Raw genomic sequence first — 26,478 nt, forward strand, 5'->3', positions numbered from 1 at the left:
GCTTTTTTTTATACCCATAAGTTACTACACATGAATCACCCCTCTCATCTCCACAATAATGAAAAAAGGGGTTCATCGATATGCATACAATGTGGAAGGGATCCATCAGCTTCGGTTTGGTGAATATCCCCATCAAGCTTTATGCCGCCACAGAAGACAAAGACATCAAACTGCGAAGCCTTCATAAAGAAGATCATGCGCCAATTAAATATGAAAAAATGTGCACCAACTGCGAAAAAACGCTCAGCCCTGACGAAATTGTGAAGGGATATGAATACGTAAAAGGAAAATATGTCGTGCTGACTGATGAAGATTTAAAAAGCTTAAAGCAGGAGCATGAAGAGAAAGCGGTTGAAATTGTCGATTTTGTTCAACTGCAGGAAATTGACCCGATATATTTTAACCGCTCCTACTTTGTCGGACCCGGAGATAACGGCACGAAAGCCTATACTCTTCTTCGCGAGGCGCTTCGATCCACCGGAAAGATCGGGATCGCCAATATGACGATCAGGTCGAAACAGCAGCTTGCCATTCTCCGCGTATATGAAAATTGCATCGTAATGGAATCCATTCATTATCCCGATGAGGTCCGTAGTGCTGCCCACGTACCCGGAGTGCCTGATCAATCAAGTGTAAATGATAAAGAATTGCAAACCGCCATTACACTGATAGATGAGCTGACAACTGATTTTCAGCCGGAACAATATGAGGATACGTATCGAAAAGCCTTGCTGCAAAGAGTCAATGATAAGCTGGAAAATAAAGAAACAGCCGTCACTCCTGACAAAGCGCCTCCTCGTGAGGATGTGATCGACCTGGTCAGCGCACTTCAAGCCAGCATCGATCGAACCAAAAGGCCGAACCGGGAAAAACCAGCGGCAGCACCAGCCGAAGGCGGAGAACCGAAAGGAGCCGGAGAAAAAAAGCAGAAAACCACTAGAAAAAAAGTCTCCGGCACATCATAACCAATGGCGTTTACCATGCAGCCCGTCCTTACTTCTTCACCTCCAAAAGGAGCGGAATGGCGTTACGAAGTAAAATATGACGGGTTTCGCTGTATTCTCCGTATTCATCCGTCAGGCGTGACATTAACGAGCAGAAATGGCTTAGAGCTTAACAGCACCTTCCCTGAAATTGCTAATTTTGCCGAAACTGCTTTTCAGCATATAGAAAAGGAACTTCCGTTAAAACTTGACGGAGAAATCGTGTTTTTGGCGAATCCATTCCGTTCAGATTTTGAACATATTCAAGTGCGGGGACGTTTGAAAAGGCCGGAGAAGATACAGGAATCCGCAAACTCTCGGCCTTGCTGCTTTCTCGCATTTGACCTTTTGGAACGAAGCGGACAAGATGTATCGACTTATTCCTATACTGACCGAAAAACATCGCTGCATGAGCTGATGTCTGCTGCAAAGCTTCCGGCTGAGCCAAATCCTTATGCAAAGGAAACCATTCAGTATATCCCCTCCTACCAGCACTTCGATCCGATTTGGGAGAAGGTAATAAAGTATGACGGAGAGGGAATTGTAGCAAAAAAAATCAACAGCAAATGGCTCGAAAAAAAACGGTCATCTGATTGGCTGAAATATAAAAACTTTAAACATGCCGATGTTTGTATCACAGGATTTAATCCTCACAATGGATTTCTGACGGTTTCTGTGTTAAAAAACGGTGTAATGACGCCTGTAGCCTCTGTATCACATGGGATGAGCGAGGAAGAAAAAAATGCAATACGCGCGATTATGGAACAGCACGGACATAAAACAGCATCAGGTGAATATACGCTCGAACCATCGATCTGCGCTACTGTCCAGTACTTAACGATTTTACAAGGCACGCTTCGAGAGGTTTCGTTTGTCAAATTTCAATTTCAAATGGACTGGACCGACTGCACCTTTGCACAGCTTGTGCGCCGCTCAAAGCCGGTTCATCCAAAACTGCAGTTTACAAGCCTGGATAAAATCATATTTGAAAAGCATAAAAAAACAAAAGAAGATTTCATCCAGTATATGATTGAAATCAGCGACTACCTGTTCCCGTTTCTCAAAGACCGTGCTGTCACGGTTATTCGCTATCCGCACGGATCAAGGGGCGAATCCTTTTTCCAAAAAAACAAGCCGGATTATACACCGGACTTTGTCCAATCCTTTTTTGACGGTAGCCATGAACATATTGTCTGTAAGGACCTGTCCACCTTATTGTGGCTTGCCAATCAGCTCGCTTTAGAGTTTCATGTTCCTTTTCAAACGATTACAAGCAGAAGGCCGGCAGAGATTGTCATTGATTTAGATCCCCCGTCCCGAGATGACTTTCTGATGGCTGTTCAGGCAGCAAATGAACTCAAACGGCTCTTTGAATCCTTCGGCATCACATCGTATCCGAAGCTTTCCGGCAACAAGGGGATTCAGCTTTACATTCCCTTGTCACCAGAAGCATTTACGTACGAGGACACACGCCAATTCACACAGCTGATTGCCGAATATTGTACCAATGCATTTCCGGATCTATTTACAACCGAACGCCTGATCAAAAACAGGCATGGAAAATTGTATCTCGATTATTTGCAGCATGCTGAAGGAAAAACGATTATCTGCCCCTATTCCACCAGGGGAAACGAGCTTGGCACCGTAGCAGCGCCGCTGTATTGGCACGAGGTGCAGCCATCTTTAACACCGGCGATGTATACAATCGATACCGTCGTTGACCGGGTCAAGAAACACGGATGCCCGTTTTATGAATTTTACCGCATTCCGCAGGATGAACCTCTTGCCGCTATTTTGAATCAGCTGAAGAAAAAGAGCTGACTTATCCGGTCAGCTCTTTTTGTTGTTTCAACTGTATTTTTTCTCCAAACGCTCACTTTCCTGGCGCTGCAGCGGGCCCAAGGGTTCATTATACAAATCGATATCAACCGCATATTTCGGCCGTTTTTTCACTTCAGAGAAAATCGTTCCGATATATTCGCCGATAATCCCGATTCCCATGAGCTGCAATCCGCCCAGAAACCAAATGGAGATGATGAGAGACGCCCAGCCCGCATTAGTGTGGCCAAGCATTTTTTGAATGACTGCGCCAATCCCTGCCATGGCGCTTACCAAAAATAATAGAAAACCCAAAAGCGTAAAAAAGCGAATCGGGGCCACACTGAAGGATGTGATTCCGTTAAATGCGAATGAAAGCATTTTTTTCAGCGGATATTTCGTTTTTCCGGCAAAACGTTCTTTGCGGTCATACAAAACTTCGGCTGACCTGAAGCCGATCATAGGAACGATGCCCCTTAAAAACAAATTGGCTTCCGGATAGCGCGCGAGTTCTTCAAGCGCCCTTTTATTCATTAAGCGAAAATCGGCATGATTGTAAATTAACTTAATCCCAAGCTTATTCATGAGCCGGTAAAACCCTATAGCGGTCGTCCGCTTAAAAAAGGTATCGGTTTTCCGGCTGCGGCGCACGCCGTACACGATTTCAAAACCATCGTGATATCTCAGCATAAATTCTCTGATAACAGAGATATCATCCTGCAGGTCGGCATCAATCGAAATCACGCAGTCTGATTTTTGCTTTGCTTTATGCAAACCTGCTAAAAGCGCTTTTTGATGTCCGACATTGCAGGCTAATTTTAATCCGGTTACCTTCTTGTTTTTCACACTTTCCATGGCAATCAAAGACCAGGTGCGGTCTTTGCTGCCGTCATCAACAAATAAAATTTTACTGTCTTCGGATATCATTTTTTCTTCCATTAAGCTGTTTACAACCTCCGTCAGCTGACGGCTTGTCTCTTTAAATACTTCCTCTTCATTGAAACACGGAACGACGATGGTTAACACTGGCTGTGGCTGTTTCAATCGATATCCTCCTTATTTTGTTTCGTATAAATAAATGCGCCAGGCGGAATCTTTATGGTCAAATGTTTTCACGAGCGCCAGGTGGTTTTGGTCAGCGTTCATGATGGGAACCGAAGAAAAAATATATTGTCCGCCCATTTGTTTAAACACATCTGTATTTAATTCAAGATGATTGATTGTTTTCTTCGAATTCTTTTTAAAGTCATATCGTTTGCCAAGCTCATCGACGAACAGATAGCAGCGGCTCCCCCATTCATCAAAGTATCGTTTCAATTGGGCGTTTTTTTCTAGCTCTTTTTCAATGATTTTTCTAAATTCATATTTATATGAGAGCGGGTACAGGTTGTTATATGTATCTAAGGTGTAAAAACCGTTGTATTGGGCAATAGACGGATGCAGACCGATACTCGCCACCCTGTACGAATCTTGCGGGCGCCCGATATACTCCTTAATTTCTTTAAATTGGTCAGACGCGTAAAATTCACGAAACGTCGGCGCGTTGTAGTGAACGCCATACGTATACTCCTCATTAAAAGGCGCAAGGACCATCAGCTGCGCAGTAACTGCCGCATACACAAGCCATCGCCACTTTTTCCCCATCCGCCAGATGAGGTACAAAGCGAGCGCAAAACTCATGTAGATCACCAGCGGGCGCAAAAAATGAAAACGGGCAAAATTAAATTCAGCTAAAAATGCAAATTTCTGCTTTGGAACAGCCCATATTTTGTTGAACCAAAACGCATACCACAGTGACAGCGCATAATTCAGCACGCAGAGAAAAAGATAAACGTTTTCTTCCCTTGTCCGATTTCGTTTGAACAGCACAGCAAAAAATACGAGTAATAAGATTGGAAGAATCACAACGGTATGAACTGTCATGACATGGTTGTGTCCGTAGACAAAGTTTTTGACGGACAAACGCAGAGAGTGCCAAACATCATGCCTTGATGAAATAAATTCAATCCGGTGCATCGGCGCGTGTGAAATCAACATCGAATAGACAAGCCGGTACTCGACAAATAGATAAATACTTGTCATAAAAGCGATGCTGCCTAAGAAAATGAAATTCCATTTTCTTTTTGTGATGACATCATACAGCCAGAAGCATGCCATCCCAGCCAAGAAAAAGAAGAAGCCTAATACAAAGCTTGAATACAACGGCAGCAAACCGAGCGTCAGCCATTCTCTCCATGAGATATCCCCTTTTCGGATATTCAAAAAAGCCCACAGCGCCAAAGGGTATCCAAGCGTGCTCAGCATTCCAGAAGGCCAAAAAGGCGTTAAGGCAAATGCGAGTGATACGCCAATTCGGATCAATGCCGCTTTCTCCTCCGGAATCACATGTTTCTTCAGCAGCACATACATTCCGAAGAAAGCGACAACTCTCGTAATGGTCTGGCTTACCGCATAGGCGGTCATAGAAGAAAACAACGCGTGCAGCCAAACAATTCCGCTCCACTCAGTGCCAAACGCGTCCCGTGGCAGTCCGTTAATGATTTGCGGAATGGCCGCATCAACTTTGCCGATGATTTCTCCGCTGTCGGCCAGCACCTTGTACCAAGCGATATTGGAATCCAAATTATCGTGTACGCGAATATGGGCGTCTTCCTTCAAAATAAAAAGCGGGGAGACATACAGCAAAAGGAGAAATAAAGCCATCAAAAGATAATATGTTTCTTTTTTGTGTTGTCTTAATCGTAACATCCCTAACACATCCATCTGTTATTCTGACTTCTATTGGGCATGATCTGCCTCACCTGTCAAAATTTATTATCCCTTTTCCCTTCTAAAACATTCATCAAATGACAATCCTTTCTGCATTTTTCAAACTGGTCTTCAACCCATTAATTCCCGCTATCCATAAGGCTGGATCACTTACTATACTGGTAGAAGGGAGGGGATACATGTGTTCATCTTACTTTCATTGGTCATACTTGCTGTTATGCCATTTATATATAAAGCAAACCGCAACACAAAAGATGTGAAGGTCAACACGATTTCAATTGATCAGCAAGACGGCCTTCCAACAAGAAAAAAACTGAATATCCTTCATTTATCGGATCTTCATTTAGAAAACATTTCTGTTTCGCCTGATGAGCTGTATCGTTTAACAAATAATCAACCTGTAGACCTCATTGCGCTTACCGGAGATTTTCTTGACCGGAAACGAAATATTCCAAAGCTTGCCGGCTACTTGCAGGCACTGCAACAACTGAAGCCTGCGTATGGCATGTACGCGGTGTTTGGCAATCATGATTATGTATTAAAAGAAAAGGACTTTCAAAGATTAAAGCGAGTGCTGGAGGAAAATGGCTGCATTACGCTGCAAAATGAACATGTTCACATCAATACTGATGCAGGGCCTGTTAATATTATCGGAATTGACGATTACAGTACGAATCGCAGTAAAATCACAAACTCTTATAAAGGCCTTCAGAATGGCTATCACCTTGTATTGACACATGATCCAAACATTATTTTAGAGATGCAGGATATTCATTTTGACTACCTGTTATCAGGCCATTTTCACGGAGGGCAAATCCACTGGCCAAAGCCGTATCATTTGGTGAAAATGGGCAAGCTTGTACGCATGAATATGATTAAAGGTCTTCATTATCATCACGATAAACCGTTTTATATCAGTGAAGGTTTAGGACAAACTGGCGTTAATATCCGTGTAGGAAGCCGCCCCGAAGTGACTTTCCATCAAATTTAAAAAGACTGTGCTGACCATGGCATCAGTCTTTTTTTTGATAGGTTTGCTGAAGCTTTTCTTTCGAGATAAACAAATAGGATGAATCCGGCAGATCTCGCAAGCTCACTGGCTTTGACGTTAAATATAAAATCGGCATATGGGTGATTTTTTTAAAGGATCTGTAAAAAGGATTGACCGGGGTTACCACGTCAAAGCCGAGCCTTTCTACCCCTTTATCAAGCATTGTAATGCCAATGATCCCTTTGATTTTTTCGCTTTTTTTATGATTGTTGATATAATCCAGCAGCATCGGCATGGATTGATATACTTTTTGATAAATGATGATTCCTTTTCTGACCGCGCTTTCAATGCTTTGCAGTTCCCTGATCAGCTTGATGTTGTGCAGATGGATTTTAACGAGCACATCGTTTTTTCTTATATGCGTTCCGTCACTCAGCACCACATGATGCCCTTTGTATTTCGTCAGTCTGACTCGCAAGACGCATTTTCGCTCATCTTCAATCAAAGTCAGCCTCGAAAAAAAGAAATAAATCGGGTCAATCACTCTCCAAATGGAAAGGAAACAGGTTTTCATCTCTTCACCTTCCTTATCATCAAAAAAACACCCTTATATTTTGTGATGATTCTCCCCAAAATATAGTTGCCATATTTTTAAGGAGGACAGACATGACAAACATTCTTATTTTTCCTTTTTTAAGCATTTCCACCGGGCATCATCATGTTGCTGATACCCTGAAGGCTGATCTGGAATCTAAAGGACTGCATTCAGAAAAAATTGATATCTTTTCACATACGTATAAACGTTTAGAACAACTGTCCTCCTCAGCTTATTTAAAATGGATTCAATATTTCCCGAAAACGTACAGCGGAATATACAAGCTTCTCGCTTGCGGAGAGTGTAAAAATGTCAAACGCTATGCCATGTATGAATGGCTGTTTATGCAAAGCATGAGACAGATTCTCAAAGAAAAACAGCCTGATATCGCCTTCTGCACACACGCCCTGCCTTCTTACCTGCTAAACCGGCTGAAACCGGAATATCCAAACATGACCATTGTAAATGTATACACGGATTTTTTTGTGAATCAGGTATGGGGGCGGAAGAACATTGACTACCACTTTGTCCCGATCATGGATATCAAGAAGCAGCTCATGACCGAAGGAATCAGCCAGGAAAAAATATTTTTGACCGGCATTCCCGTTCACCGGGCTTATGAAACAGGAACCGCAGAAACCTGTCAGCATCGTCTGCCTTATACCGTTATGATCACAGGCGGCAGTATGGGAGTCGGAGGTATTTTTAAGCTGGTCCAGGAGCTGTCGCCAGGCGGAAACATCTTATACAAAATATTATGCGGCAGAAACGAAAAGCTCTACCGCTATGTCAAAAGTTTACAACATCCTTTTATCGAAGCGATCCCATACCTTCACAGCAAAGCAGAAATGAACAGTCTGTACGCACAAGCCTCAGGCGTCATGACAAAGCCAGGAGGCGTAACCATCAGTGAATGCTTAAAGAAAAGGCTTCCGGTTTTTATCTATCATGCGCTGCCGGGACAGGAGGAAATGAATGTGAACCTGTTAAAAGAACGGCAGCTTGTCACAGATATAAGAAACTGGGATATGAAGCGGGCAGAGGAACGCATTTCCGCATTTTTTCAATCGAATGAACGGGCAGCAGCAGAGAAGCAAGTCAGGGAGTATCTTGGCCAAATGTGTGACCGGGAGATTGGGGAGGTTTTAAAAAGGATATTAGATGAATGTGAACATAAAAAAACACCCTCCTGAAAAGAGAGTGTGGAATGACTAACGAAACAGTAAATGCTGGCTGTGAATACCTGCTTTCTTCAGCAGGAGGATCAGCTGGTCCTGCTCATCAGACGAAAGGCCTGAAAACGCTCTCGCTATACGGAGCGCATGGATTGGATAAATTTTATCCAAATACTCATTCCCTTTATCCGTGAGATGCGCGTAAACGGAGCGTTTATCTTTCGGGTCCTGCTCCCTGACTAAAAACCCGTTTCTTTCTAGCTTGTCAATGACATATGTGACGTTTCCGCTTACAAGCAGAAGTCGCGACCCAATTTGCTGTAATTTTTGCGGGCCTCTCGTATACAAAAGTTCCAGTACGGCAAATTCTGTGGGATTAAAGCCGTGCTCTTTGCTGTCACGGATGCTGTGTTCAGACACACTTTTGAAAGCCCTTGCAAAAACTCTGTACAAATTCATCGCACGCTCAACTTCTTCTTCGTTAAACGATAATCTCATCATATCTACCCCGTATATAGAATTTTTATAAAAAAATAATGAAAACCCTTACATATAATAAGAGTTTAATGCCCTTATTATTTTTATTCGCTATAATTCGAGAAATTCCTTTTTAGGAAACAAAAAAATCCTTATACTCGTTATTTTGTATAAGGATTTTTTTGGTGATATGGTATGCTGCGAAAGAAATATGCGTATTCCTTCCGCAGTTCAGAAAGTGTCATTTTGTTCATTACTTCTTTATTATAAACTCCGATTTGAAAGAGTTTTTCTGAATAATGGCTACGTTCTTTTTCTAATGCAGTTTTCAATAAATTACTCATAGCGTCCTCCTTCATTTTAAGGTATCCTCTAAATAAGATACTCTTTTTAAATGAATGTGGTGTGAATCTAATGTAAAGAATTTATGTTTACGAAGATTTTCGGTAAAGTCCGTTTTGAACTGATCTTAAAAGCTGAAAAGCATGTTCTCCGGCAAGCTGCATAAACGTTTCAAGCATTTCATCCCGTTTCATATCCAACTCGATTATTTCCTTTGCCAGTGAGACCGCTTTTTCTTCCTCCATGATTATCCTTCCTCCTCATTTAATCGTTACATAAAGGATAAAACGCGCTTATAGGTTACGCATCATTCTTGTTAATTTTTCTGCCGTATTTTTTCAAAAATCTGCTATTTCATGTTAGAAAATATAACAAGCGTCAGGTTTTTTCTCTATGTTTTTTATATACTATTATCAAAAGACATCCAGGGGTGGAAAAATGACCACAGAAGATCATTCTTATAAAGACAAAAAAGTGATTTCAATCGGGATTGTCAGTGAATTGACAGGGTTATCCGTAAGACAGATCAGGTATTATGAGGAGCGTAAGCTGATTTATCCGCAGCGTTCTTCAAGGGGAACGAGAAAATATTCTTTTGCCGACGTCGAGCGGCTGATGGATATCGCGAATAAACGCGAAGACGGCGTGCAGACAGCTGAAATTTTAAAAGATATGCGCAAAAAAGAACAAATGGTAAAAAACGATCCGCAAGTACGAAAAAAAATGCTGGAGGGGCAGCTTAATGCTCACTTTAGGTACAAAAACCGTTAAACGATAAAAGTCCGCCTCGCAATCTGAGACGGACTTTTATCGTTTATAATGAGTGAATGAATGCAGTCGCAATACCAAAGTAAATTAATAATGACAAAATATCATTTAACGTCGTAATGAGCGGGCCTGACGCAATGGCCGGGTCTACATTCAGTCTATGCAGAATAATGGGGATGATTGTTCCGGACATCGTGCCGATAATTAAGGTCAGCAGCAGTGAAGAGCCTACAACAAATCCTAAAAGCACATTCCCCTGCCATATAATGGCGATCACCGTAATTAAGACAGAACAGACGGCACCGATATAAATACTCGTTCTGAGCTCCCGAAAAATCAGTTTCACAATCGTTGTTTTATTCATTTCTTCTTTAGATAAACCTCTGATGACAACCGCGAGAGACTGTGTTCCTGTATTCCCTGTCATCCCTGACACCATCGGCATAAAGAATGCCAGCGCCACGACCTGCTTCAGCGTATCTTCAAAATAGCTCATGATGCTGCCTGAAATCAGCCCGATGAACAAAAGCAGGATCAGCCATGGAAGGCGGCGGTATGCTGCAACATATGCTTTTGTATCGAAGGTAATGGCTTTACCTGATGCGGCGAATTTTTCGTAGTCCTCATCGGCTTCCCGAATAACGACGTCGATGATATCATCGACCGTCACGATCCCGACAAGCACATTGTTTTCTTCCACAATCGGAATCGCTAAGAAATCGTAACGTTCAATCAGCCGCGCCACTTCTTCCTGATCTTGAAGCGCGTCTGCTGCAATGACACGGGTAAACATCAAGTCTTGTACCTTTTCTTCCGGTTCCCCGAGAATCAAATCGCGATATGACAAAACGCCGACAAGCTGCTTACTGTCATTTATAACATATAAGTAGTTGATAGACTCTGCGATTTCCGCGAAACTTTTTAGTTTGACGACCGCGTCTTTTACCGTGTAATGCTGAGGAATCCACACATAACGGTTGGTCATCATGCGCCCCGCTGAATCAGCCGGGTAGTTCATAAGGAGCTGAACAGCTTTTGACTCTGATGCTTCCATGCTGGATAAAAGCTGTTCCTTCAGTTCTTCATCCATTTCTTCAAGCAATTGAGCGAGGTCATCGTTGTCCATTTTGTTCATGGCGAGTGTTGCTTTTGTTTTTCCGACTTTATTTAAGACGGCTAGCTGAAATTCCCGTTCCAGTTCGCCGATCATATCAGTAATATCATCAACAGTTAAATAAGATAAATAGCGGGCGCGGTGTTTTTCCGGCATTTCTTTAAAAATAAACGCCATATCATAGGGCTGAAGCTCATCAATAACACTTCTGAAATCCCTGATTTTTCCGTCTCGCAATAAGATAATGATGCGTAAAATGAGTTCGTCATAGGTCATGTTTTGAACCATCGGGACTCGTACCTCCTCTACGGAGACGTGCCGGCCTCGCCAGAAGGTGCGGCAGATCGTCTCCTCATCGTGTAATCAATTGTCTTGCTGTCATAGTATATGGGTACTTCTTCAGATTGACTCGAATGGGGAGAATCCATACTCCGCACCTCCTTTTTGTTCAACATTTCGTTTTCAAGGCATAAAAAAAGCCTTCTGGATTGAAGGTGAAAGAAGCACGGCAAAAAAAGCGTGCGGGCGCCTTCAATCGTAGAGCTTTAGCACTGTATGGCATAGGAGCAATCATCCAGCTGCATTAAAAATCACCTTATGTCGATGATTTCTGTTGACCCATTGGCGTCTTTGGACATTTTTGGGCAGCAGCGTATCTCCATACAGGAGCCTCACCTAACGAAGTTCGTAATTGAATTGACACACTGAGATTACAGAAAAAAACAAGCTATGTCAACTTAAAAAAGTTATTTATGCGTTTACATCTCATCAAATGAAATAAAATAAGGGCCTTAGCCCTTATTCTGTTGTTTGCGTCTCATCATCTTCAGAAAGCAAATGATAGGTTTCATGAAGAAATAAGGCGTATTCCCCTTCCTTCGTCGGATGTGGAACATACTCAGCCTGATTGATGTATTGTTCTTCTTTCTTTTCCAAGCGCTTCGCCTCCTTTTCTTATTAGATTGTCCAAAAAGCGGTTCGTTATCATGAAAAAAACCCCGCGGGTGCGGGGTTAGTCGTCTAATTCCTGTTTCATAATACGTCCGTCCTTTGCAGAGATGTCAAATTCTGCTTCAGTCCCTTGTTTCGTTTGAACCTCAATTTCGTAGATATAAGCACCGTCGTCTTCATCCAGCTTGCTTTCTGTGACGGTTCCAGCTGTTTTCTTTAGAGCAATCTGTTCTGCTTCTTCTTTTGTCAAAACAACTTGCTCTTTTTTCTCTTTTAACGGGTCATTGAGCGCTTGTTTGGTCTTGATATCCACATAAACATCATAATCTTCACCGTCTTTTTCGATTTCAACTTCATAAGCTTCTTTGCCATTATAGATGTCTCTGTCGATGTCATCCACTGTTCCGTCAACAACTGTTTTGGCAATGGACTCCGCTTCTTGTTCAGTAAGTCCGCCAGTTTCAGAAACAGACTGTGTTTGTTCATTATTTTCTTTCGCAAACGCGTTGTAGCTGAACCCTCCGGCCGCTAAACACCCTGCTAATAAGCCAATCATCCATCTTTTCTTCAGCATATGTGATTCCTCCCTTGTTCATTATGAGATCAGTTTACACACTCAACATGAAAGGAAAACGAGAGAAAGATGAGAATTTGATGAGAAAACCATTAGTCTTCATAGATAATATTAGAAACTTTGCCGGTATAGGCGTTTATTTTCACCGTAGCTTCCTTGTCATTCGGGAGATCAACATCTACTTCAAACAGGAGAGTGCCTTCGCTTTCTTCCAAATCGGCGTCATCCGCTTTTCCTCCAGCCTCACGCTCTGCAATGGCTTTTGCCTCTTTTTCCGAAATTGTTGTCTTTTGTTTGTCTTTGCTGCTGATTTTATCAGCGGACACCACCGCTTTTGTCTTCATATCTACCTTCACTTCGTATGTTTCCCCATTATTTTTTTGAATGGTATACGACGCAACTCCGTGTTTTCGCGTGTGTTTTTTGACGGTGCCCGGCACCCGCACCAGAGCGAGCTGCTCAGCTTCTTTTTCTGTCATCTCAGATGTGTTCGTCTTTTTCACTCTGTTCATTGACAATATGTCGCCCGATTTAGCATCAGCTTTTAGAAAATAAATTCCTTTTGGATTTTCCAAAGTCATATCATACGTTTTTTTATCATTGGATTGCGTCACTTTTGTGATGTCGCCTTCATAGGAGGTTTCTACTTTTTTTATGACTGCCTCCTTTGACAGCGCGTCCTCATGGGTTTGCTGAATGATAAGAACCGCGCAGATGACAATGGCTAAAACGGCTGCCGCAGCAGCAGCTCCTGTTTTCATTCGTTTTGTCATAGCGCTCCCCCATTCTGTTCTCTAAATTGCATCGTGACATTTGTTCCCTGTCCCGGTTTGCTTTTTACAGACAGGTCAATACCATGCTCATCGGCAATATGTTTGGCAATGGATAGACCTAAACCCGTTCCGCCTGTTTTGCGGTTACGTGCCTCATCCGCCCGGTAAAAACGTTCAAACAGGCGCGGGATATGATCTTCAGGTATGCCGATTCCTTCATCCCTTACGGACAAAAACGGACGTCTGTTATTGGTTCCTGCGGAAATCACAATGGCCTTGTCACTATACTTTATGGCATTATCAAGCAAAATCGTCAGCAGCTGCTTTATGCGTTCTTCATCTGCCGTTACAAGCAAATTCTCCTTGTCCGTCTCAAGAAGGATGTCGCGTTTATAAACCGGCTGGAGTGTTTGTATGACGGCGCGCGACACTTCGATCAGGTCAACCGTTTTCAGATCAAGCTCCAGTTCTTTATGGGTCTTGGCCAGCGTAAGCAGCTGATTGGTCAGTTTTTTCATATGGACCGCTTCTGAATGAATAGCTTCAATGGATTCCTCAAGCACTTCAGGCTTTTTTGCCCCCCAGCGTTTCATCAGATTGCTGTAGCTTTCAATAATGGTGAGCGGGGTTTTCAGCTCGTGTGAAGCGTCTTGGACGAATTGCTGCTGTTTATCGTAGTGCTCTTTCAGCATGCTCGCCATCTCATTAAAGGTCAGCCCCATTTGATACAGTTCGTCATGCGACTGTCCTTCCAGAGAAATTGTTTTGAATGCTTTTTCTCTCTGTATGTCTTTCATCGTTGTCACCAATTGTCTGATTGGATTGGTGATATGGCGGGCGAGTAAGCTGCCGGCAAAGAAGGAAGCGATACAGACAGCCGCGCTGGCCGCAATTAAGATGATTCTTAGCAGAAGAAGACTCTCTTCTGTATGCTCCAGCCTTTCCACGAGCTGAAGCGATACGACTTGTCCGTCTGTCCAAATGACCGGGACAGCTGCTGCTGCAAACAGTTTGCCTTCATGCTTTGTCACGTCTGTCGTTTCCCCGCTGTGAAAAGAAAGAGGGAAGTCTTTATATGCTTTTTCCTTTGTGATGGTCATGACGGCTTTCCGATCCGCACTCACTACCCGCACCATTCCGTTTGCCGGAAGATAGGCCTGCAGCATATCCTGCAAAGCCACCCCTTGTGTTTCGGCGGTATGAAGAGCTTCGGTGATATTGTCCGTTTCATCGGCAAGACGGGCCGCATCCTTTGAGGTGAGTGCCGATGAAAAAATGAGATAGACCGCAGTATGAACCAACATTAATAAAATCAACAGCCAAATGGAAGTATACAGATGAATCTTTGTCTTCAGCTTCATCATTTACCCCTTAATGGTATAGCCGACCCCGCGTACGGTATGAATCAGCTGTTTTTCGTAAGGATAGTCCAATTTTTTTCTGATATATCTTATGTACACGTCGACGACATTTGTATCACCGATGTAATCAAACCCCCATACAGAGCTGAGAATTTGCTCCCTCGTCAGCACTTGCTGCGGATGCTTCAGCATATAGACAAGCAAATCAAATTCCCGGGGCGTTAATTCAACCTCTTTGTCTCCCCGTCTGACTTCACGTGTTTTCTCATTCACCTGCAAATCATCATATGTCAAAAATGTGCCGATATCCTCTGTTTTGCTTCCGGTTTGGCGGAGTGCCGCTCTGATTCTGGCAAGCAATTCTTCAATTTCAAACGGCTTGGTGACATAGTCATTCGCACCGATGTCAAGCCCCGTTACCTTATCTGGAACGCTGTCGCGGGCTGTTAATAAAATAACCGGTGTCTCTTGATCCGTTTTCCTCAGCCGGCGCAGCACTTCAAGCCCGCTCAACCCCGGCAGCATGACATCGAGCAGCAATAGGGAATACGAACCTTCCGTGGCCGCGTTAAGTCCTTCAGAGCCATTATGTTTGATGGTGACGCTGTATCCTTCATATTCCAATTCAAGCTGAAGGACCCTCGCGATTTTTTCTTCATCTTCCACAATTAATATGTGCCCTTTTTCCAATTCCGATCATCCTCTCATGTTCCTATATGAAAAAAATGATTTCATTGTTTACAAAATGATTCTTATCATCTATTATGATGTCAAAATAAAAAATTGTATACGGAAAGCACTAGGGGTGCTGTTATGGCTGAGATAAAGCGCGCAAAAACGCGCTTTGATCCCTTATGACCCGATCTGGATAATACCAGCGTGGGGAAGTGCAGGTTGACCGAAAGGTGTATTTTTTCGTGCGCTTACTCGATCTATGACTGCATATTCCCTAAGGATATGCAGTTTTTTATTTTACCAAAAAAACAGGAGGTCAGAGAAATGGACAACTTATGCGGTACAAGCAGAATCGCCGGATTTCGGTTTTCTTTATACCCAATGACAGATGATTTTATCAGTGTGATCAAGTCTGCGCTGAAAAAAACGGATACGTCAAAGGTTTGGACAAAGACCGATCATATCAGTACAGTTTTGCGCGGATCGATCGCTCATGTATTCGACGCCGCTAAAGCCATCTACCTGTATGCAGCAAATAGCGAAAAGCACATTGTCATGAACGGGACGTTTTCCATCGGCTGCCCGGGCGATACACAAGGAGATACATATCTGACAGCAGATGAAAAGCGAGTCAATGAAGAATCTGTTCACGACCTGAAAGCAGAGGCTCCATGCCAATTTGCACTTTATCCGATGAATGAGCCGAATTATATGGACATTATCATGAAAGCTGTTGAAATCGCTAAGGCTGACGGCACCTTTGTACAGGGTGTTCATTACGCAAGTGAGATAGACGGAGATGCACACGACGTGTTCCGGACACTGGAAGCCGCTTTCCGCATGGCAAATCAGCAAACAGCCCATGTCACCATGACCGTGAACTTCTCGGCAAACAGTCCATCAAGAAAACAGAAAGCAGGGATAAAATGAAAAGCTGGAAAGTAAAAGAAATTGTCATCATGTCTGTTATCAGTATTGTTTTTGGCATTGTGTATTTAGTATTCACCCATTTCGGGAACGTACTTGCAGGGATGTTCGGGCCCATCGCTTATGAACCGATTTACGGCATTTGGTTTATCGTGTCGGTGATTGCCGCGTACATCATTCGTAAACCGGGCGCGGCCCTTGTTTCAGAAATCATCGCAGCTCTCGTTGAATGTTTGCTGGGAAATCCTTCAGGCCCGATGGTTATCGTTATCGGCATTGTTCAAGGTCTCGGAGCAGAAGCTGTATTTCTTGCGACACGCTGGAAAGCTTATTCCCTTCCTGTGCTGCTTCTGGCGGGTATGGGGTCTTCGGTGTCCAGCTTTATTTATGATTTCTTTGTTTCCGGTTATGCGGCGTACTCACCGGGCTATCTGCTCATTATGCTTGTGATCCGTCTCGTTTCAGGTGCGGTCCTGGCCGGCCTACTCGGAAAAGCTGTCAGCGATTCTCTCGCATATACGGGTGTCTTAAACGGAATGGCACTCGGAAAGGAACTGAAAAAGAAACGGAAACGGGTATCAAATCATGCAAGCCTATAACAAGTTGCTTTCGGTTGACCGGCTTAGCTTTTCATATGAAGAAAACGAGAAACCGATTTTTCAGGATATAACGTTTGAGCTCCAAAAAGGAGAATGCGCTTTATTGTTAGGGCCGAGCGGGTGCGGAAAAAGCTCGCTTGCCCTCTGTTTAAACGGGCTTTACCCTGAAGCTTGCGACGGGATGCTGTCTGGGCATGTATTCTTATTTCAAAAAACGATCACTGACGCTGAAACCTCTGAAACAATCGCTCAGCATGTCGGAGTCGTCTTTCAGGACCCTGAGCAGCAGTTTTGTATGCTGACAGTAGAGGATGAAATCGCCTTTGGATTGGAAAATCTGCAAATCCCCCAAGAAGAAATGGTGAAGAAAATTGATGACGTTCTGGAAAAATTACACATCACTCATGTAAAGGAAAAAACGATTTCCACTCTGTCAGGGGGACTGAAGCAAAAAGTCGCGCTCGCCTGTATTTTGGCGATGGAGCCTGAGCTTATTATTCTGGATGAACCGACTTCCCTTTTAGACCCTTATTCAGCACGGGAATTCGTTCAAATGATCAAAGAGCTTCAGCAGGAAAAAGGCTTCGGCCTTCTCGTGATCGAACATCAGCTTGATGAGTGGGCGCCTTGGGTTGAAAGAACAATCGTACTGGATGGAGCAGGCAAGAAAGCCTTAGACGGGCCGACTAAGGATATGTTTCAGCATCACTCAAACATGTTAAGAACAATGGGAATCGCTGTGCCAAAAATTTGTGGCTTACAAGAAAATGTGAGCATACCGTTTACATTGTCAAAAGAAACGCTGTTCAAGGAACCCTTCCCTGCTGGGCCTGCTGAAGAAGCGGCGGTTCTTTCTGCTGAACACGCAGTGCAGGTCCAGAGCTTATCGTTTTCAAGAGGACAGCAGACCATTTTCAAAGACATCAGTTTTTCATTGCGTGCAGGCTCTTTGACGGCACTTGTCGGGCCAAACGGCACAGGAAAATCTACGCTGTTGTCTGTTCTCGCCCGTTTGCTCAAACCGAAAAGCGGCAAGATTCTTCTGCATGATAAGCCGCTGGAGTCTTACAAAGAAAAAGAGCTTCGCAAACAAATGGGATTGGTTTTCCAAAATCCAGAGCACCAGTTTGTGACTGACACAGTATATGATGAGCTGCTGTTCGGCCATGCGGCAAATGCCGAAACCGAGAAAAAAGCGCAGAACCTGCTGCAGCGTTTCGGCCTTGCACATTTGGCGGACCACCATCCGTTTGCGATCAGCCAAGGGCAAAAACGGCGGCTGAGTGTCGCCACAATGCTGATGCACGATGTAACGGTTTTGCTTTTAGACGAACCGACCTATGGCCAAGACGCCAAAACAGCCGCTGAATGCATGGAAATGATTCAGCATATCCAGACAGAAGGCACCGCTGTCCTCATGATCACACACGATATGGAGCTTGTATCTTCATATGCTGACAGCGTGCTTGTGCTTCACGGCACACATTTGGCCTTTGACGGAACACCGGAACAATTATTTTCCAGGGAAGCCGAGCTCGTCCAAAAAGCAAAGCTCACCCTCCCCCTTCGATATGAATGGATGACATACCAGCAGGAGGTGCGTGATGAAGCAGCCGTTACATCTCATTAACCCGGCAGTAAAAGCAGGGGCGGTTTTTTGCTGTGTCGTCATGCTGTCGTTTATTTACAATCCTTACACACCGGCGTGCTTTTATATCATGATTGTTGCGGGTGTCCCGTTTGCGGCCAGAATACCGCTGAAAAAATGGCTTTTGTTCACGATTCCGTTTTTGATTTTAGCATTCGGCTGCGTATGGACAGCCGCTGTTTTCGGCAAGATTCCGACGACCGCAGATAATTTTCTGTTCCAAGCCGGCCCTTTTTCGATCAACAGTGAAAATGTGGCTGTCGGCATCTCACTCGGGTTTCGTATTTTGTGCTTTTCTGCCTTATCAATGATGTTTGTTTTTACAACCGATCCGATTTTATTTATGCTGAGTCTTGTGCAGCAGTGCAAGCTGTCCCCGAAGCTTGCATATGGCGTCATTGCCGGATTTCGTTTTCTCCCTCTGTTAAAAGAGGAGGTCCAGCTGATCCAGCAGGCACATAAAATCCGAGGCGGGGCGGCGGAAAATGGCTTAAAAGAAAAAATAAACGCGTTAAAGCGCTATACCATCCCGCTATTAGCAAGCGCGATCAGAAAAGCGGAACGAACAGCTCTTGCGATGGAATCAAAAGGATTTACAGGCAGCCGAAACCGGACGTATTACCGGTCGCTTACCGTCAGCCCGCGCGACTGGCTGTTCTTTTTCCTCATTCTCTTGTTATTCGCAGGATCTTTTCTTGTGTCTTTATGTTTTACCTCATAGAAAAAGCCGCTATGTTGAATAGCGGCTTTTTTATTATTGATGATAGTTCAATGCTTGGGCAAGATTGGTTTTAATATTAATGTTCGTAAAATCAATTCCAAGCTGTACAGCGGTTTGCGCAATTTCTGGTCTGATTCCAGACAATGTGGATCTGACACCGATTAAAGTAAGCGCCTCAATCAATTTAAAGATTTGGTGCGCCACCATTGTATCAACAACGACGACACCTGAAAGATCGATCAACAGATGCTCAACGCGTCTTTTCGCACATGCATTAAGCGTGTTCTCAAGAATAAACTTTGCCCGTTCAGTATCAATATCACCGACAAGCGGCAGCAGAGCTGTCGTTTTGCTCAGAGTAATGACAGGCGAGCTTAATTCCAGTATCATTTCTCTCTGGGCATTTAATTGCTGTTTTGCATTCGATTCAGCGTGATCGACGAATGTATAAATGGTAAAATCAAAAACTTTCACAATCAAATCGGCCCATTTTTGTTTCTCTCCCGGTCCAAATGCCGACTCGTTTTCTTCTGCGAACTTCTCAAAATACTTCGTATATAATCTTCGATTTCTCATAAACTCACGGATGACGTATTGCACCGGGGTATCGAGATGTTTTTGATCATTCGTCAGCTCAATAACCCATTGTTGAAATTCATCGAGAAATTGTTTTTCCGGTAAAACATACATGTAATTCAGATGCCGGTAGAACTCTCTGTCCTGCTCTTTCAGCTCCTCGGTTACAGTTGCATTATGTAAGGCATAAATCGAATTCGGATCGCTTTCCTCCATTGTGTCAATCCATTCCTCGGCCATTTGTTCTACATGCTCAGAAAAAAACGCAAATATTTTTTCATTCAGTTTCATCACACTGCTCCTTTCCCAACTTCTATTATAACTTGACTGACAGCTGAATCCCAGCCATACACGCTAGAGACATCCATTATTTTGAAAATTACTAATCCATTGGATTGTATCCTATTTTTTCAAAATGCTTCAAACGACACTGTCCGAGCGGCTGCTTTTTTCATATAATGTGAGATAACACCCTTGTATCCACTTGCAAGCATAAAAAAGGAGGGCTTTTTTATGAATGGTGAAATCCGCTTGATCCCGTATGTGACGAATGAGCAGATCATGGATGTGAACGAGCTTCCTGAGGGTATTAAAGTGATTAAGGCGCCAGAAGTGTGGTCAAAAGGGGTTAAAGGCAAAGACGTAAAAATTGCTGTATTGGACACCGGCTGCGATACGAGCCATCCCGATTTGAAAAACCAAATCATCGGCGGAAAGAATTTCACAGATGATGACGGCGGCAAGGAAGATGCCATTTCCGACTACAACGGACACGGCACACACGTTGCCGGAACGATTGCGGCTAACGATTCAAACGGCGGCATCGCCGGGGTTGCGCCTGAGGCAAGCCTTTTAATTGTAAAGGTGCTTGGCGGTGAAAACGGCAGCGGAAAGTACGAATGGATTATTAACGGCATTAACTATGCTGTTGAGCAAAAGGCTGATATCATCTCAATGTCCCTTGGCGGACCGAGCGATGTGCCTGAACTGGAGGAAGCGGTCAAAAACACCGTCAAAAACGGAGTGCTAGTCGTTTGTGCCGCGGGAAATGAGGGTGACGGCGACGAACGCACAGAGGAGCTTTCCTATCCTGCTGCGTATAATGATGTAATTGCGGTTGGATCTGTTTCAGTAGCGCGTGAATCGTCAGAATTTTCAAACACAAACAAAGAGATTGATCTTGTTGCACCTGGTGAAAACATTTTATCCACTCTTCCCAACAAGAAATACGGGAAGCTTACCGGCACATCAATGGCTGCCCCTCATGTCAGCGGAGCGCTTGCTTTAATTAAAAGCTTTGAAGAAGAATCTTTTCAAAGAGAGCTCTCTGAATCTGAGCTTTATGCGCAGCTGATCCGCAGGACACTTCCGCTCGATATCGCAAAAACATTGGCCGGGAATGGATTCCTGTATTTAACCGCTCCTGATGAGCTGTCAGAGAAAGCAGAGCAGTCACATTTACTGACCCTATAATATTATTTTTCTCATATAATATATACCGTAAATTGTAAAAAAAATTTCAAAATCTTTGTTGACAATGAATTTGAATTGCTGTTAAGATTACCAACAAATGATTCAACTTTTCAAAAAATTAATAACATTTTCTCTTATCGAGAGTTGGGCGAGGGATTGGCCTTTTGACCCCAACAGCAACCGACCGTAATTCCATTGTGAAATGGGGCGCACTGATTTTCGCGCCGAGATTTATATCTCTTAAGGCACGGTGCTAATTCCATCAGATTGTTTCTGAGAGATGAGAGAGGCTGTATGTTTTGCAAAAAAGCCTCTTTCTCTCATGGGAAAGAGGCTTTTTAGTTGTGAGAAAACCTCTTAACAGCCTGTATCCGCGGGTCAACAAGAGTGTTTTACATATAAAGGAGGAGAAACAATGACAACAATCAAAACATCGAATTTAGGATTTCCAAGAATCGGACTGAACAGAGAATGGAAAAAATCGCTTGAAGCGTATTGGAAAGGAAACAGCGATAAAGATACGTTTTTGAAGCAAATCGATGAATTATTCTTATCCGCAGTGAAAACGCAAATTGACCAGCAGATTGATGTTGTGCCTGTTTCTGATTTCACACAGTATGATCATATTCTTGACACTGCGGTCAGTTTCAACTGGATCCCGCAACGCTTCAGACACCTGACTGACAGTACAGATACATACTTCGCCATCGCCCGCGGAATAAAAGACGCCGTATCAAGTGAAATGACAAAATGGTTTAATACAAACTACCATTACATCGTGCCGGAATATGACGAGAGCCTAGAGTTCCGCCTGACAAGAAACAAACAGCTTGAAGACTACCGCCGAATCAAACAGGAGTACGGCGTTGAAACAAAACCTGTTATCGTCGGCCCTTATACGTTCGTCACGCTTGCAAAAGGCTACGAGCCATCTGAAGCTAAAGCAATTCAAAAACGTCTCGTGCCGTTATATGTACAGCTTTTAAAAGAGCTTGAAGAAGAAGGCGTAAAATGGGTTCAAATTGATGAACCTGCGCTTGTCACCGCTTCAGCTGAGGATGTACGCGGCGTAAAAGAGTTATTCGAGAGCATCACAAATGAGCTTTCTTCCTTGAATGTGCTTTTGCAAACGTATTTCGATTCTGTTGATGCTTATGAGGAGCTTATTTCTTATCCTGTACAGGGTATTGGGCTTGATTTCGTTCATGATAAAGGCAGAAACCTGGAACAGCTTAAGACACACGGCTTTCCGAAAGATAAAGTGCTGGCAGCCGGTGTCATAGACGGACGCAACATTTGGAAAGCGGATCTTGAAGAACGCCTGGATGCCGTGCTTCATATCCTCAGCATTGCACAGGTTGATGAACTGTGGATTCAGCCTTCCAGCAGCCTTCTTCATGTTCCGGTAGCGAAACACCCAGATGAGCATTTGGAACAAGATCTGCTGAACGGATTGTCCTACGCGAAAGAAAAACTGGCAGAGCTAACAGCTTTAAAAGAAGGCTTAGTATCAGGCAAAGCCGCCATCAGTGAGCGAATTCAGCAAGCGAAAGCGGACATCAAAGCGCTCAAACAATTTGCAACAGGAGCCAATTCTGAACAAAAGCAAGAGCTGGAACAATTAAGCGATAAAGACTTCAAGCGCCCCATTCCGTTTGAAGAACGCTTAACCCTGCAAAATGAATCTCTCGGACTCCCGCTTTTGCCGACAACAACAATCGGAAGCTTCCCGCAGTCTGCTGAAGTACGCAGCGCACGCCAAAAATGGCGGAAAAACGAGTGGTCTGATGAACAATACCAAAACTTTATCAACGCGGAGACGAAAAGATGGATTGATATTCAGGAGGAATTGGATCTTGATGTTCTTGTTCACGGTGAATTCGAACGGACAGACATGGTTGAATACTTTGGTGAAAAGCTGGCCGGCTTCGCCTTTACGAAGTACGCCTGGGTTCAATCATACGGTTCACGCTGTGTACGCCCGCCGGTCATTTATGGAGATGTAGAGTTTATTGAACCGATGACAGTGAAAGATACTGTATACGCTCAATCGTTAACATCCAAGCATGTAAAAGGAATGCTGACAGGTCCTGTTACGATTTTAAATTGGTCCTTCCCTCGGAACGATATCTCGAGAAAAGAAATCGCATTCCAAATCGGACTCGCCCTCCGCAAAGAAGTAAAAGCGCTTGAAGACGCGGGCATTCAAATCATTCAAGTCGATGAGCCAGCCCTGCGTGAAGGCCTTCCGTTAAAAACCCGTGATTGGGATGAATATTTGACTTGGGCTGCCGAAGCATTCAGATTAACAACCTCTTCCGTGAAAAATGAAACACAAATTCATACACATATGTGCTACAGCAACTTCGAAGACATCGTCGATACGATCAATGATCTTGACGCTGATGTCATTACGATCGAACACAGCAGAAGCCACGGAGGATTTTTGGATTACTTAAAAGAGCATCCGTATTTGAAAGGGCTCGGGCTTGGTGTTTATGACATTCACAGTCCACGTGTCCCGTCAACTGAGGAAATGTACAACATTATCGTTGATGCGCTTGCTGTATGTCCGACTGACCGTTTCTGGGTAAATCCTGACTGCGGTTTAAAAACAAGACAGCAGGAAGAAACAGTCGCAGCCTTAAAAAATATGGTTGAAGCGGCGAAACAGGCAAGAGCTAAGCAGACACAGCTTGTATAATACGAAAACCATCTGCAAATGCAGATGGTTTTTTCTTTTAGAAAACGGGAATCGGTTTTCGATGCTCCCCATCCCCTTCTTTTAGTATTTTGGCTGTTCCATTTTTATCAAATGCCACAAGGCTCAATGATGTATCATGTATGTAAGCAGAATTCCATATGTCATGAATGCCTCTTCCCTTTATGATATTTAACAGCATTAATATAAAGACAGAATGGGTAACCAGAAGAATATTCCCGGAAGAATGGCTGTCTAAAATCAATTGGAGAGCCAGCCTTGCCCGGCTTTCGAGGTCAAAAAACGTTTCACATCCCGGCTGGCGATATGCTTCAGGATGATGAAAATAAGCATGAAAAAGATCAGGTTCGTCTCTTTCAATATCCTCTTGTTTTTTCCCTTCCCATGGCCCCAGAGACATTTCTCTGAATATACGATCTTTCACCAGCGGCAGGCAGCGCGGTCCCAATATAGCTTTTGCCGTCTCTTCTGTCCGCTTGCTCGGGCTGATGTAAACCTGATTGAATTTAATATCCTTCAGCCGTTCTCCAAGAGCTCGGGCATTGTACAGCCCAAGTTCTGTTACACCAGAATCCAGCCAGCCCTGCATTCTTTTTTCTACGTTCCAATGTGTCTGTCCATGCCTGGCGATATACAAATGCAGCATATGCTCCCCCTCCCTTTTTTTCATCTTAGCAAATCACCCAAATATTTTGTTTATTTTTCATTTTTTTGAGAATGTTTTTTGCACTTCTTTTCGGCTATACTTATATCATTCGATCGACTGGGAGGGTATGGGATGAATCATGAAACGTTTTTAAAGCGGGCTGTCGAGCTTGCTCGTGAAGGAGTGATTGCTGGAATCGGCGGGCCTTTCGGAGCTGTTATCGTGAAGGACGGGGCCATTATAGCCGAAGGACAGAACAACGTTACTACAAGCAATGATCCGACTGCCCACGCGGAAGTAACTGCTATTCGAAACGCCTGTAAAGCGCTTGGGACATACCAGCTGGATGACTGCATGTTGTATACGAGCTGCGAGCCATGCCCAATGTGCTTAGGCGCCATCTACTGGGCCCGGCCGAAAGCCGTTTACTATGCTGCTGAGCATACAGATGCTGCTGAAGCCGGTTTTGATGATTCATTCATTTATGAAGAAATCAATAAACCTGCTGAAGAAAGAACGATCCCCTTTTATCACGTAACTCTCACGGAGCATTTATCTCCGTTTCAAGCATGGCGGGATGTTGACCATAAAAAAGAATATTAAAGGATCAGGCATGTGCGGCCTGATCCTTTGTTAATTCACTGAGCAGCTGCTGTGCCTGAGTACACCTCGGGTTTGCTTTCAGCGCTTTTTGCAAATATAAAACTGCTGTCATATGTTGATGCAATTCAGCGTGACAGACGCCCAGCCAGCAAAGGGATCGAAAATCAGCGGCCCCTTTAACCTGTACGTACTGATGGTTTTCACCTTGCGTTTGCAGACAGGATTCAAATGCTGTAATCGCTTCTCTGACTTTTTTAAGCTGATACTTCATTATCCCTTTGTAGTAGTAAAGGGTGCTGTAATCTGGATAATGCCGCAGTGCTTCATCAATATCCCGCTCAGCTTCTTCATACCGTTCAGAATCAATGAAGAGTTGAAACTTGATATAATATAAAACCGCTGGAGGAATTTGCTTTTTGCTGTTGCATTCATTTATGCACTTCATTGCCAGGCGGATGGCTTTGCTCTGTTCACCGCCTCTGTCGTACTCAGCTGCTTTCTGATAAATGAGAAGCGGGTCGGCATATGACGTCAATAATTCTGTATTCAATATGCTTAAATTACGTTTATGCTTACACTTTGCCTCCTGCTCCAGATAGCCGTAATGGTGAATAACACAAGGGAGAGAGAAAGCGCCGCTTGCCTCCTCACCCACGGGCTTTTCGCAAATTCTTCCCTTAAACGTTATCTTCCGCTGATTCCGTATCAGCCTGATCTGCATTTGTTCAAATGCTTCGTTTTCATCCCATTGCTTTCCCGTATAGTTTATAACCTTTACGTAACCAAGGGACTGCCTGCAGTCATTCAGCAGTGAACGCAGCAAGCTTCCCGTATCCACGTCTAACTCTTCATCTGCATCCAAAATCAAAATCCACTCACCCTTGGCATGCTGTAAACTGATGTTTCTTGCCTGCGAATAATCCTGTGTCCATTGATGATGATAGACCTGAGCATGAAAACTTCTGCAAATTTCTACTGTTTGATCGTTTGATCCGGTATCAACGACAATGATTTCATCAGCAATATGCTGCACACTCTCTAAACAGCGGACAATATGACGTTCTTCATTTTTGACAATCATACAAACTGACAGCATCGGTCTTTTCATTCGCTCACCTTTTCTCTAGTCTGAATCCACCTATACTACATGTATTCACACTTCGAAAAGATCATAACCAATCCGTTCATATCAAAAAA

Annotated in this window: 28 protein-coding genes and 3 riboswitches; of the genes, 12 read left to right on the top strand and 16 right to left on the bottom strand. The window is 43.7% G+C overall.

Translation table 11 applies throughout. The features are described 5' to 3' along the window. Positions 1-80: 80 nt before the first annotated feature. On the top strand, positions 81-965 hold the full coding sequence (gene ku / locus ACQVGS_RS14910; RefSeq protein ID WP_103671596.1) for a non-homologous end joining protein Ku: 885 nt from the start codon (positions 81-83) through the stop codon (positions 963-965). Positions 966-968: 3 nt separating this feature from the next. After that, a complete protein-coding gene (locus tag ACQVGS_RS14915; protein WP_476965919.1) occupies positions 969-2,804 on the top strand; it encodes a DNA ligase D in 1,836 nt (611 codons plus the stop codon). A gap of 27 nt (positions 2,805-2,831) precedes the next feature. Here ACQVGS_RS14915 and ACQVGS_RS14920 read toward each other — a convergent pair whose 3' ends face one another. Further along, on the bottom strand, positions 2,832-3,845 hold the full coding sequence (locus ACQVGS_RS14920; RefSeq protein WP_106020412.1) for a glycosyltransferase family 2 protein: 1,014 nt from the start codon (positions 3,843-3,845) through the stop codon (positions 2,832-2,834). Positions 3,846-3,857: 12 nt separating this feature from the next. After that, entirely contained in the window at positions 3,858-5,549 is a 1,692-nt protein-coding gene (locus ACQVGS_RS14925) for a DUF6044 family protein (protein WP_106022223.1), read from the bottom strand. A gap of 238 nt (positions 5,550-5,787) precedes the next feature. On the opposite strand from ACQVGS_RS14925, the gene ACQVGS_RS14930 reads away from it, so the two are divergent. Further along, on the top strand, positions 5,788-6,561 hold the full coding sequence (locus ACQVGS_RS14930; protein ID WP_400153645.1) for a metallophosphoesterase: 774 nt from the start codon (positions 5,788-5,790) through the stop codon (positions 6,559-6,561). Between the two features lie 22 nt (positions 6,562-6,583). Here the strand turns inward: ACQVGS_RS14930 and ACQVGS_RS14935 are convergent, their stop codons facing one another. Beyond that, positions 6,584-7,135: a YkoP family protein gene (locus ACQVGS_RS14935; protein WP_255004308.1), complete on the bottom strand. Its 552-nt coding sequence runs from the start codon at positions 7,133-7,135 to the stop codon at positions 6,584-6,586. 92 nt (positions 7,136-7,227) lie between these two features. Between ACQVGS_RS14935 and ACQVGS_RS14940 the strand changes: the two genes are divergently transcribed. Then, positions 7,228-8,349 carry an MGDG synthase family glycosyltransferase gene (locus ACQVGS_RS14940; protein ID WP_255004306.1) on the top strand — a complete coding sequence of 374 codons (1,122 nt, stop codon included), beginning with the start codon at positions 7,228-7,230 and terminating at the stop codon, positions 8,347-8,349. An 18-nt stretch (positions 8,350-8,367) separates the two neighbouring features. Here the strand turns inward: ACQVGS_RS14940 and ACQVGS_RS14945 are convergent, their stop codons facing one another. The 3 genes from ACQVGS_RS14945 to ACQVGS_RS14955 all read right to left on the bottom strand — a co-directional run bounded on the left by ACQVGS_RS14945 (position 8,368) and on the right by ACQVGS_RS14955 (position 9,395). Next, positions 8,368-8,832: a MarR family winged helix-turn-helix transcriptional regulator gene (locus ACQVGS_RS14945; RefSeq protein WP_081638289.1), complete on the bottom strand. Its 465-nt coding sequence runs from the start codon at positions 8,830-8,832 to the stop codon at positions 8,368-8,370. Positions 8,833-8,969: 137 nt separating this feature from the next. Further along, positions 8,970-9,152 carry a hypothetical protein gene (locus ACQVGS_RS14950; protein ID WP_024121137.1) on the bottom strand — a complete coding sequence of 61 codons (183 nt, stop codon included), beginning with the start codon at positions 9,150-9,152 and terminating at the stop codon, positions 8,970-8,972. An 87-nt stretch (positions 9,153-9,239) separates the two neighbouring features. Further along, entirely contained in the window at positions 9,240-9,395 is a 156-nt protein-coding gene (locus ACQVGS_RS14955; protein WP_010333974.1) for a hypothetical protein, read from the bottom strand. Positions 9,396-9,588: 193 nt separating this feature from the next. Between ACQVGS_RS14955 and ACQVGS_RS14960 the strand changes: the two genes are divergently transcribed. After that, on the top strand, positions 9,589-9,921 hold the full coding sequence (locus ACQVGS_RS14960; protein WP_003239028.1) for a MerR family transcriptional regulator: 333 nt from the start codon (positions 9,589-9,591) through the stop codon (positions 9,919-9,921). 43 nt (positions 9,922-9,964) lie between these two features. Here ACQVGS_RS14960 and mgtE read toward each other — a convergent pair whose 3' ends face one another. The 7 genes from mgtE to ykoG form a co-directional block, all read right to left on the bottom strand. Beyond that, the gene (gene mgtE, locus ACQVGS_RS14965) at positions 9,965-11,320 is read right to left on the bottom strand and encodes a magnesium transporter (RefSeq protein WP_024121136.1); all 1,356 of its coding nucleotides are present in this window, start codon (positions 11,318-11,320) and stop codon (positions 9,965-9,967) included. 17 nt (positions 11,321-11,337) lie between these two features. After that, the gene (locus ACQVGS_RS14970; RefSeq protein ID WP_010330178.1) at positions 11,338-11,460 is read right to left on the bottom strand and encodes a hypothetical protein; all 123 of its coding nucleotides are present in this window, start codon (positions 11,458-11,460) and stop codon (positions 11,338-11,340) included. A gap of 95 nt (positions 11,461-11,555) precedes the next feature. Beyond that, positions 11,556-11,722: riboswitch (M-box (ykoK) riboswitch) on the bottom strand. 108 nt (positions 11,723-11,830) lie between these two features. Then, positions 11,831-11,968, bottom strand: a complete 138-nt coding sequence (locus tag ACQVGS_RS14975; protein WP_003218541.1) for a transcriptional regulator SplA domain-containing protein — start codon at positions 11,966-11,968, stop codon at positions 11,831-11,833. A gap of 76 nt (positions 11,969-12,044) precedes the next feature. Then, complete coding sequence (locus tag ACQVGS_RS14980; RefSeq protein WP_024121135.1) at positions 12,045-12,557, bottom strand: PepSY domain-containing protein; 513 nt, start codon at positions 12,555-12,557, stop codon at positions 12,045-12,047. A 92-nt stretch (positions 12,558-12,649) separates the two neighbouring features. Further along, positions 12,650-13,330, bottom strand: coding sequence for a PepSY domain-containing protein (locus ACQVGS_RS14985; protein WP_106020416.1), 681 nt, complete (start codon positions 13,328-13,330; stop codon positions 12,650-12,652). Next, positions 13,327-14,691, bottom strand: a complete 1,365-nt coding sequence (locus tag ACQVGS_RS14990) for a sensor histidine kinase (protein WP_106020417.1) — start codon at positions 14,689-14,691, stop codon at positions 13,327-13,329. Before ACQVGS_RS14990 ends, ACQVGS_RS14985 begins: the two co-directional genes overlap by 4 nt. Positions 14,692-14,694: 3 nt before the next feature. Then, positions 14,695-15,381, bottom strand: coding sequence for a two-component system response regulator YkoG (gene ykoG, locus ACQVGS_RS14995; RefSeq protein WP_024121132.1), 687 nt, complete (start codon positions 15,379-15,381; stop codon positions 14,695-14,697). Between the two features lie 101 nt (positions 15,382-15,482). Further along, positions 15,483-15,594: riboswitch (TPP riboswitch) on the top strand. Positions 15,595-15,690: 96 nt separating this feature from the next. Here ykoG and thiU point away from each other — a divergent pair. Genes thiU through thiX form a run of 4 tightly spaced genes read left to right on the top strand, consistent with a single transcriptional unit; the run spans position 15,691 to position 19,261 of the window. After that, on the top strand, positions 15,691-16,296 hold the full coding sequence (thiU, locus tag ACQVGS_RS15000) for an HMP/thiamine ABC transporter substrate-binding protein ThiU (protein WP_326324117.1): 606 nt from the start codon (positions 15,691-15,693) through the stop codon (positions 16,294-16,296). After that, on the top strand, positions 16,293-16,892 hold the full coding sequence (locus ACQVGS_RS15005) for an ECF transporter S component (protein WP_101860626.1): 600 nt from the start codon (positions 16,293-16,295) through the stop codon (positions 16,890-16,892). Before thiU ends, ACQVGS_RS15005 begins: the two co-directional genes overlap by 4 nt. Then, a complete protein-coding gene (locus tag ACQVGS_RS15010; protein ID WP_400152376.1) occupies positions 16,879-18,522 on the top strand; it encodes an ABC transporter ATP-binding protein in 1,644 nt (547 codons plus the stop codon). Before ACQVGS_RS15005 ends, ACQVGS_RS15010 begins: the two co-directional genes overlap by 14 nt. Beyond that, positions 18,497-19,261, top strand: coding sequence for an HMP/thiamine ABC transporter permease ThiX (thiX, locus tag ACQVGS_RS15015; protein WP_106020421.1), 765 nt, complete (start codon positions 18,497-18,499; stop codon positions 19,259-19,261). The genes ACQVGS_RS15010 and thiX overlap by 26 nt, the downstream gene beginning before the upstream one ends. A 33-nt stretch (positions 19,262-19,294) precedes the next feature. On the opposite strand, the gene rsbRB is transcribed toward thiX, so the two are convergent. Next, positions 19,295-20,128 (bottom strand): RsbT co-antagonist RsbRB, encoded by an 834-nt coding sequence (gene rsbRB, locus ACQVGS_RS15020; RefSeq protein ID WP_024121127.1) that lies wholly within the window; start codon positions 20,126-20,128, stop codon positions 19,295-19,297. A gap of 222 nt (positions 20,129-20,350) precedes the next feature. Between rsbRB and isp the strand changes: the two genes are divergently transcribed. Together isp and metE are read left to right on the top strand one after the other, a co-directional pair. Then, a complete protein-coding gene (gene isp, locus ACQVGS_RS15025; protein WP_491830295.1) occupies positions 20,351-21,310 on the top strand; it encodes a serine protease Isp in 960 nt (319 codons plus the stop codon). Positions 21,311-21,441: 131 nt separating this feature from the next. Next, positions 21,442-21,597, top strand: a riboswitch (SAM riboswitch). A 128-nt stretch (positions 21,598-21,725) separates the two neighbouring features. Next, positions 21,726-24,014 carry a 5-methyltetrahydropteroyltriglutamate--homocysteine S-methyltransferase gene (metE, locus tag ACQVGS_RS15030; RefSeq protein WP_106020423.1) on the top strand — a complete coding sequence of 763 codons (2,289 nt, stop codon included), beginning with the start codon at positions 21,726-21,728 and terminating at the stop codon, positions 24,012-24,014. Between the two features lie 37 nt (positions 24,015-24,051). On the opposite strand, the gene ACQVGS_RS15035 is transcribed toward metE, so the two are convergent. Beyond that, positions 24,052-24,678: a histidine phosphatase family protein gene (locus tag ACQVGS_RS15035; protein ID WP_106020424.1), complete on the bottom strand. Its 627-nt coding sequence runs from the start codon at positions 24,676-24,678 to the stop codon at positions 24,052-24,054. A 132-nt stretch (positions 24,679-24,810) separates the two neighbouring features. Here ACQVGS_RS15035 and guaD point away from each other — a divergent pair, with 132 nt between their 5' ends. Further along, complete coding sequence (gene guaD, locus ACQVGS_RS15040) at positions 24,811-25,281, top strand: guanine deaminase (protein ID WP_106020425.1); 471 nt, start codon at positions 24,811-24,813, stop codon at positions 25,279-25,281. 4 nt (positions 25,282-25,285) lie between these two features. Here the strand turns inward: guaD and ACQVGS_RS15045 are convergent, their stop codons facing one another. Next, positions 25,286-26,389, bottom strand: a complete 1,104-nt coding sequence (locus ACQVGS_RS15045) for a glycosyltransferase (protein ID WP_491830296.1) — start codon at positions 26,387-26,389, stop codon at positions 25,286-25,288. Positions 26,390-26,478: the final 89 nt, after the last annotated feature.

The sequence above is a fragment of the Bacillus sp. SD127 genome, assembly GCF_058566445.1.